The organism is Actinokineospora terrae, from assembly GCF_900111175.1.
Classification (GTDB): Bacteria; Actinomycetota; Actinomycetes; order Mycobacteriales; family Pseudonocardiaceae; genus Actinokineospora; species Actinokineospora terrae.
Genome location: NZ_FOGI01000016.1, coordinates 162,981 through 170,653 on the forward strand (window position 1 = coordinate 162,981; position 7,673 = coordinate 170,653).

A 7,673-nucleotide genomic window follows, 5' to 3' on the forward strand; every position below is an offset into this window, starting at 1 on the left:
ATCGGTGACCACCCCCGTAGTCGGCTGGACCGAGCAGATCGCGCGAGCCCGGCTGCACGTGGTGACCGGCAAGGGCGGCACGGGCAAGTCGACCGTGGCAGGCGCGCTGGCGCTGGCGCTGGCCACCGGCGGCAAGCGGGTGCTGCTGGTGGAGGTCGAGGGCAGGCAGGGCATCGCCGCGCTGTTCGACACCCAGCCGCTGCCGTACTCCGAGGAGAAGGTCGCCTCCGCGCCGGGCGGCGGTGAGGTGCGGGCGCTGCACGTGGACGTCGAGGCGGCGCTGCTGGAGTACCTGTCGATGTTCTACAGCCTCGGCTTCGCGGGCCGCACGCTGCGCAAGATGGGCGCCATCGAATTCGCCACCACGCTCGCGCCCGGCCTGCGCGACGTGCTGCTCACCGGGAAGATCAAGGAGTGCGTGACGCGCACCGACGACAGCGGGCGGCACGTCTACGACGCGGTGGTGGTCGACGCCCCGCCGACCGGCCGGATCGTGAAGTTCCTCGACGTCACCAAGGCGATGGCCGACCTGGCCAAGGTCGGGCCGATCAAGGGCCAGAGCGACGGTGTCGTGCGGCTGCTGCACTCCGGTGACACCGCCGTGCACCTGGTGACCCTCCTGGAGGAGATGCCGGTGCGCGAGACCATCGAGGCGGTCGAGGAGCTCGACGGCGCCGATCTCCGCCCCGGCGCGATCTTGCTCAACCGGGTCCGTCCACCCCGCCTGCCCGCGCGGTCGGTTACCGCTGCCGCGGACGGCAGGGTTGACGCGTCGAGAGTGCGCGCTGGGTTGCAAGCGGCCGGGTTGGCGCTGTCCGAGGCGGACTTGGACGGGTTGGTCGAGGAGACCGTGGAGCACGCGATCCGCGTACAGGCAGAACAGCGAGCCCGTGAGCAGCTAGCCGAGATCGACCTGCCAGCGGTAGAGCTACCGGAGCAGGTGGACGGCATCGACGTGGGCACGCTCTACGAACTGGCCGAGGTCTTGGTCGACCAGGGGGTCCGATGAGCACCCTCGACGTCGACTCGCTCATCGACGACCCCGACACCCGCGTCATCGTCTGCTGCGGCTCCGGCGGTGTGGGTAAGACCACCACGGCCGCGTCCATCGCGGTCAGGGCTGCCGAGCGCGGTCGCGCGACCGTCGTGCTCACGATCGACCCGGCGCGGCGCCTCGCGCAGGCTCTGGGGCTAGCCGAGCTGGGCAACGTCCCGAGGTCGGTCAGCGTCGCGGGTTTCGAGCCCAAAGGGTCGCTCAGCGCGATGATGCTGGACATGCGCCGCACGTTCGACGACATGGTGCTGGCGCACGCGGGGGAGAAGCGGGCCGAGGAGGTGCTGGCCAACCCGTTCTACCGGACCATCTCGTCGTCGTTCTCCGGCACCCAGGAGTACATGGCGATGGAGAAGCTCGGCCAGCTCGCCGCGGACGGCACCTGGGACCTGATCGTGGTCGACACCCCGCCCTCGCGCTCCGCGCTGGACTTCCTCGACGCGCCGCAGCGGCTCTCCACCGCGCTCGACGGCCGGATGATCAAGCTGCTGACCGCGCCTGCCCGGGCCAGCGGCTGGGGCATCCGCAAGGTGGTCAGCGCCGGGTTCGGCCTGTTCGCCAAGGCCGTGTCCACCATCGTCGGCGGTCAGCTGCTGGCCGACGCCTCGGCGTTCGTGCAGGCCTTCGACGGCATGTTCGGCGGCTTCCGCGAGCGGGCCCGCCGCACTTACGAGCTGCTGCGCTCGAGCGGGACCGCGTTCGTCGTGGTCGCCGCCCCCGAGCCGGACGCGCTGCGCGAGGCGAGCTACTTCGTCGAGCGGCTGGCCGACGAGGAGATGCCGCTGGCCGGGTTGGTGGTCAACCGCACCCACCCGGTGCTGGCGGAGCTGCCTGCGGCCAAGGCGCTGGGCGCGGCGGAGAACCTGGAGGCCGCCGGTGGCGCGCCGCTGGCCGCCGCCGTGCTGCGCCTGCACGCCGACCGGGTCGCGCTCGCGCAGCGGGAACGCCGGTTGATCGCCCGCTTCACGAAAGCACATCCGGCGGTCGCTCTCGCGCACGTTCCCGCGTTGGCCGCCGATGTGCACGACCTCGCCGGGCTGCGCGAGATCGGTGATCAACTAGCGGGTGCCTGACTCCGGACCGGATATGACCGCGATTCGCGGAATTGCCCCGGTGGGGCAACAACCCCCCGGTGGTCGCCCCACCGGAACTGTCCAGGATCTGTCCGGTGAATTGTTCGACGGCACCGCACAACGATCGCTTTGGCGAACGGTCGCGGGTAGGCCACCGGCCCGCGTCGGGTCGGCCCCTCGGCGGGCGGGACGGCTCCCCGCACCTGCCTGCGGCGGGCGCGGCGGTGGTCCGCGGTCGGCTCAGCCGACCGCGGCGTCCACGTCGTCGTAGGTGTGCCTGCGGCGGGCGTCGTCGAGCAGTTCCCGCCACGAGCCCACGTCTGGCCTGCGGCGGAGCAGCGCTCTGCGCTCCCGCTCGGTCATACCGCCCCACACGCCGAACTCGATCCGGTTGTCCAGCGCCTCGGAGAGGCACTCGGTGCGGACCGGGCACGCGATGCAGACCATCTTGGCCTTGCGCTGCTCCGCACCCCGGACGAAGAGCCCGTCGGGGTCCTCGTCCCGGCACGTGGCCCGGACACGCCAGTCGGCCTGCGCTTGAGTTTCGAGATGCATATCCCCCACCCCTGTCGTCGTCGCGACCCTGAAACCCGATACCCCCCGGTACCGGTGCCTTCCAGCTCCACCTGCGGGACCTGTTCGGCGCTGTCGTGAGACGTTGACGAACTTTACCGGGTCCCGGTTCCATCCAGTACGGCAATGGACGCAGGCGTTACAGAAAGTCAATACGCCAGGTGGTGTCGTCCGAACGGCACTTCGCGTGACGGTTTCACGGTGGTCCGACTGGGTCACGCGTACGCTGGTCCCCGTGCGTGTGGGAGACAGCCTGTTGAAACTGCTCGGTCTCTGCCTGCTCGCGGGGGTGTTGGTGGCCGGGATGATGTTCCCGGTCGTCGGTGCCCTCGGAGTGGCCTCGAACCGGGCCAGCGACACCATCGACAGCGTGTCGGCCGATCTGGTGTCCACGCCGCAGCCGCTGATCACCACGATCACCGACAGCGCGGGCGCCCCGATCGCCTCCCTGTACGACCAGTACCGCATCCCGGTCACCGCCGAGCAGATCTCGCCGACGATGAAGGCCGCGCTGATCTCGGTCGAGGACCGCCGCTTCTACGAGCACCACGGCGTCGACTGGAAGGGCACCATCCGCGCCGCCATCTCCAACCAGGCGGGCAGCGACACCCAGGGCGCCTCCACGCTGACCCAGCAGTACGTCAAGAACTACCTGATCAACGTGGTCAACCGGGACAACAAGACCGAGCAGAGCAAGGCCCAGGAGCAGACCATCGCGCGCAAGCTGCGCGAGGCGCGGATCGCCATCCAGCTCGAGCAGAAGATGAGCAAGGAAGAGATCCTCACCGGCTACCTCAACGTGGTCGAGTTCGCCTACGAGGTCTACGGCATCGGCGCCGCGGCCAGCGCGTACTTCGGCACCACCCCCGACAAGCTGACCGTGGCCCAGGCGGCGCTGCTGGCAGGCGCGGTGAACAACCCGGTGCTCTACAACCCGTGGCGCAAGCCCGCCGAGACGCTGCAGCGGCGCAACTTCGTGATCGACAAGATGGTCGAGAACCAGAAGCTGTCGCAGGACGCGGCCGAGGCGGCGAAGAAGGAGCCGCTGGGCATCCTGCCCAGCCCGAAGAAGCCCGCCGCGAACTGCGTCGGCGCCGGACCGCAGTACGGCTTCTACTGCCAGTACGTGTTCGAGTACCTGGCCAAGCTCGGGTTCACCGACGACCAGATCAAGACCGGCGGCTACACGATCAAAACCAGCTTCGACGCCCGCGCCACCCAGTTGGCCAAGGAGGCGGCCGAGGCCGAGGTGCCCAAGACCCAGCCGGGCATCGCCAACACGATGGCCATCGTCGCCCCCGGCAAGGAGCGCCACCAAGTGCTCGCGCTGGTCGCCAACCGCGACTACGGGCTCGACGCGGGCGCGGGCCAGACCACCTACGGCCTGCCGAGCCGGATCGCCAACAAGTTCGGCGCGGGCTCCATCTTCAAGATCTTCACCGCCGCGGCCTACCTGGAGAAGGGCGGCGGCATCAACAACATCGTGGACGTGCCGGGCACCTTCACCTCCAACGTCTTCACCGGCGGCGGTAAGACCTGCCCGCGCACCCCGGCGCCCAACGACGGCGACACCCGGTTGTACTGCCTGAAGAACGCGGGCAACTACAGCGACAAGATGCTGCTCACCGACGCGCTCGCGACCTCGCCGAACACCGCGTTCGTGCAGCTGGAGGAGCGCATCGGGATGGCCCCGGTCGTCGACATGGCCAGCAGGCTCGGCCTGCGCGAGACCATGGCGTCGAGCATGGGCGGCGTCGACCCGGACCCCAGCCGCACCGAGGCCGAGTACCGGCTCAGCCAGAGCGACTTCTTCAAGCCCAGCGGCAACAGCGCGGGCAAGGCGTCGTTCACCCTCGGCCCCGGCCCGGTCAGCACCCTGGAACTGGCCAACGTCGGTGCCACCCTGGTCAGCGGCGGTGTCTGGTGCCCGCCGTCGCCGCTGCTGGAGGTGCTCGACCGCAACGGCAAGAAGGTCGACGTCAACGAGCAGCCCTGCGAGCAGGCCATCGCGGAGCCGTTGGCGAACACGCTGGTCACCGGCCTGTCCAAGGACGACACCCTGGCGGGCGGCACGTCGCGCGCCGCGGCGCAGGCGGTCGGCTGGGACCGGCCGATGATGGGCAAGACCGGCACCACCCAGGAGCACAAGTCGGCCGGGTTCATCGGCGCCACCCCGCAGTACGCCGCGGCGGTGCTGACCTTCAACGACAGCCCCAAGCCGCAGGGCATCTGCGACTACGACCCGCCGCGGCTGTGCGGCACCGGCGGCAACATCTACGGCGGCAAGGTGCCCGCGCGCACCTGGTTCTCGATGATGAAGAAGTACATGGAGGGCCAGCCGCGGGCCGAGCTGCCCCCGATCGACCCGCGCTACGTCGACGGCGGCCCGGAGATCAAGGTGCCCGACGTGATCAACCTCAGCCAGGAGGAGGCGACCAGGGTCCTGCAGGAGGCGGGGTACAAGGTCGTCGTCAAGGACCGCAACGACGCGCGCAAGAAGGGCACCGTCGTCGGGCAGTCGCCCCGGGGTGCCGCGCTGGCGGGCGAGACGATCACGCTGCAGGTCAGCACCGGGTACGTGCCGCCGCCGCGCACGACCGACCCGACCATCCCGCCGCCGGGCGGCACGGATCCGACGATCCCCGGCGACAACGGCGGCGGGCAACCAGGTCGACCAGGACCGGGCAGGCCGGGTGATCCGACGTTCACGATCATCCCGCCGGTGCCCTAGACCGTGTGAACCCGGAGACCGCCCGGCCGCTGATGGCCCGGCGGTCTCCGTCGTTTCACGGCTGGTCGCGCAGGTACTCCAGCTGCGCCTGCACGGACCACTCGGCCGGGCCCCAGAGGGACTGGTCCACGTCCGCGTAGACGACCTCGACGATCTGGCGAGGGGTCGCTGTTGGGCCTATCTGCGCCAGAGCGGCCCGAATCTGCTCTAGGCGCTGTTCGCGGTGGGCGAGGTAGTCCTGGGCCACTGTGACGAGATCTGGCAGCTCTGGACCGTGGCCAGGCAGCACCGCCGTGCCCGGTTTGCGGTCGGCGAGAGCTCTTAGCGCATCCAGGTAGGCGCCGAGCTTGCCGTCGGGGGGTGAGATGACGGTCGTGCCGCGGCCCAGGATGGTGTCGCCGGTGAGCACGGCGGAGCTACCCGCGTGGTCGATCGCGAAGCAGATCGAGTCGGCAGAGTGGCCCGGGGTGTGCAGGACCTCCAGGTCGAGCCCGGCGAGCCGCAGGACGTCACCGTCGCGCAGCGGGGCGTCGTCGCGGCACAGGGTGGGGTCGAACGCCCTGATGGGCGCGTTCGCGCGGTCCGCGAGCCAGGTGGCGCCGCCGACGTGGTCGAGGTGGTGGTGGGTGATCAGGATGGCGTCGATCTCCCCGGCCGCGGCCAGCACCCGCTCCAGGTGCGGGGTGTCGGCCTCGCCGGGGTCGACGACGACCGACCGGGTGGAGCCGGGGGCCCGCAGCAGCCAGGTGTTCGTGCCGTCCAGCGTCAACGGGCCGGGGTTGTCCTCCAGCAGCACGGTGGCGAACGGCGTCACCTGGCGCGATACACCGTAGGCGGGGTGGGGCATTCGGCGCTCCGTTCGTGTCCTGGTCGGGCAGCGTCGCCCGTTAAGGTCAGATCGTGCACGAGTTGCCCGAGGAGTTGGTCCTACCGGACGGGTTCGTCTCACCGGAACTGCCGGGACCGCCCGCCGTCCCGCGCGACGCCGCGACGGTGGTGCTGGTCCGCGACGGCACGACCGGCGGAGACGGCCTGGAGGTCTTCCTGCTCCGCCGGGTGCTGGGAATGGCCTTCGCGGGCGGCATGACCGTCTTCCCCGGCGGGGGCGTCGACAAGCGGGACGCCGACGCGACCATCCGCTGGCACGGCGAACCCCCCGCCTGGTGGGCCGCCCACTTCACCTGCGACGAGTCCCTCGCCAGGGCCCTGGTCTGCGCGGCGGTCCGGGAGACCTTTGAGGAGTCCGGCGTCCTACTCGCGGGCACCGACGGCACCGACGTCATCTCCGACACCCGCCCGTTCCACTCGGCCCGCCAAGACCTGGTCGACCGCAAGTACTCCTTCGCCGAGTTCCTCGCCACGCACGGCCTGGTCCTGCGCGCCGACCTGCTGCGCCCCTGGTCCAACTGGGTCACCCCGGAAGCCGAACCCCGCCGCTACGACACCCGCTTCTTCCTCGCCGCCGTCCCCCTCGGCCAACACCCCGACGGCGCCACCACCGAGGCCGAGGACGCCACGTGGCAAACCCCTGCGGCCGCCCTTGCCGACTGGAAGGCGGGGGAGCGCTTGCTGTTGCCGCCTACTTGGGTGACTCTCACTGAGCTGGCGGAAGCCGCTTCTGTTCCTGTTGCCATGGCTACTCCCCGCTCTCTCGCCAAGATCACCCCCAAGATCGTTCATGATGGCACTCATCATCGGGCTGTTCTTTCTGGTGACTGAATGCGGGCCTTGGGTTATCCACAGGGCTGTTGCTCGTTCTGGCTGGTTTGTCGGTGCCCGCCGGTAAGCTGTATATCGGGGGGTGCTGTGGCGGGTTTGATCTTGAGCTGGGGGTCTGCGGCTCTCGTGCTCGGCTTCGCCGTCGACGGGTAGACCTCGCCTTCGGCATTGGCCTGGGCGCGAGTTTCGAGCTTTGCTCGATGGGGCGAACTTGTTTTGTGTGGGGCCTTGGCCTCAATTGGTCGATGCGCCGGTGTGGGATGATCTTCGTGGTCGAGTGATCGGAGATCGTGTTTGGTGGCGTGTCGTGTGGTGTTGGGTTTTGACGAGCGGGAGACGATCTCGCGGGAGTTGCGGGCTGGGCGGTCTTTCCGGTTTATTGGGAGGGTGTTGGGGCGGCATCATTCGGTGGTCGCGCGTGAGGTGGCTCGTAATGGTGGTCGTGTCGCTTATCGGGCGTGGGTGGCGCGTAAGCGCGCGAGGGTGATGCGGGCGAGGCCGAAACCGCGGAAGCTGGAACGAG

General features: G+C 69.8%; 7 protein-coding genes. 5 read left to right on the forward strand and 2 right to left on the reverse strand.

What is annotated here, in order from left to right; genetic code table 11:
* Positions 1 to 4: 4 nt before the first annotated feature.
* Together bagA and bagB are read left to right on the forward strand one after the other, a co-directional pair.
* Positions 5 to 1,009: an ATPase BagA gene (gene bagA / locus BMY07_RS30490; RefSeq protein ID WP_092786204.1), complete on the forward strand. Its 1,005-nt coding sequence runs from the start codon at positions 5 to 7 to the stop codon at positions 1,007 to 1,009.
* On the forward strand, positions 1,006 to 2,127 hold the full coding sequence (gene bagB, locus BMY07_RS30495; RefSeq protein ID WP_092786206.1) for an ATPase BagB: 1,122 nt from the start codon (positions 1,006 to 1,008) through the stop codon (positions 2,125 to 2,127). The genes bagA and bagB overlap by 4 nt, the downstream gene beginning before the upstream one ends.
* A 240-nt stretch (positions 2,128 to 2,367) precedes the next feature.
* Here the strand turns inward: bagB and BMY07_RS30500 are convergent, their stop codons facing one another.
* A complete protein-coding gene (locus BMY07_RS30500; RefSeq protein WP_092786208.1) occupies positions 2,368 to 2,682 on the reverse strand; it encodes a WhiB family transcriptional regulator in 315 nt (104 codons plus the stop codon).
* Positions 2,683 to 2,935: 253 nt separating this feature from the next.
* On the opposite strand from BMY07_RS30500, the gene BMY07_RS30505 reads away from it, so the two are divergent.
* Positions 2,936 to 5,431, forward strand: a complete 2,496-nt coding sequence (locus tag BMY07_RS30505) for a penicillin-binding protein (protein WP_177215888.1) — start codon at positions 2,936 to 2,938, stop codon at positions 5,429 to 5,431.
* Positions 5,432 to 5,486: 55 nt separating this feature from the next.
* Here the strand turns inward: BMY07_RS30505 and BMY07_RS30510 are convergent, their stop codons facing one another.
* Positions 5,487 to 6,278 (reverse strand): MBL fold metallo-hydrolase, encoded by a 792-nt coding sequence (locus tag BMY07_RS30510; protein ID WP_092786212.1) that lies wholly within the window; start codon positions 6,276 to 6,278, stop codon positions 5,487 to 5,489.
* Between the two features lie 53 nt (positions 6,279 to 6,331).
* Here BMY07_RS30510 and BMY07_RS30515 point away from each other — a divergent pair, with 53 nt between their 5' ends.
* The gene (locus tag BMY07_RS30515) at positions 6,332 to 7,150 is read left to right on the forward strand and encodes an NUDIX hydrolase (RefSeq protein WP_092786214.1); all 819 of its coding nucleotides are present in this window, start codon (positions 6,332 to 6,334) and stop codon (positions 7,148 to 7,150) included.
* 312 nt (positions 7,151 to 7,462) lie between these two features.
* The coding region (locus BMY07_RS36305) for a helix-turn-helix domain-containing protein (RefSeq protein WP_425426373.1) at positions 7,463 to 7,673 on the forward strand (211 nt) is incomplete at its 3' end.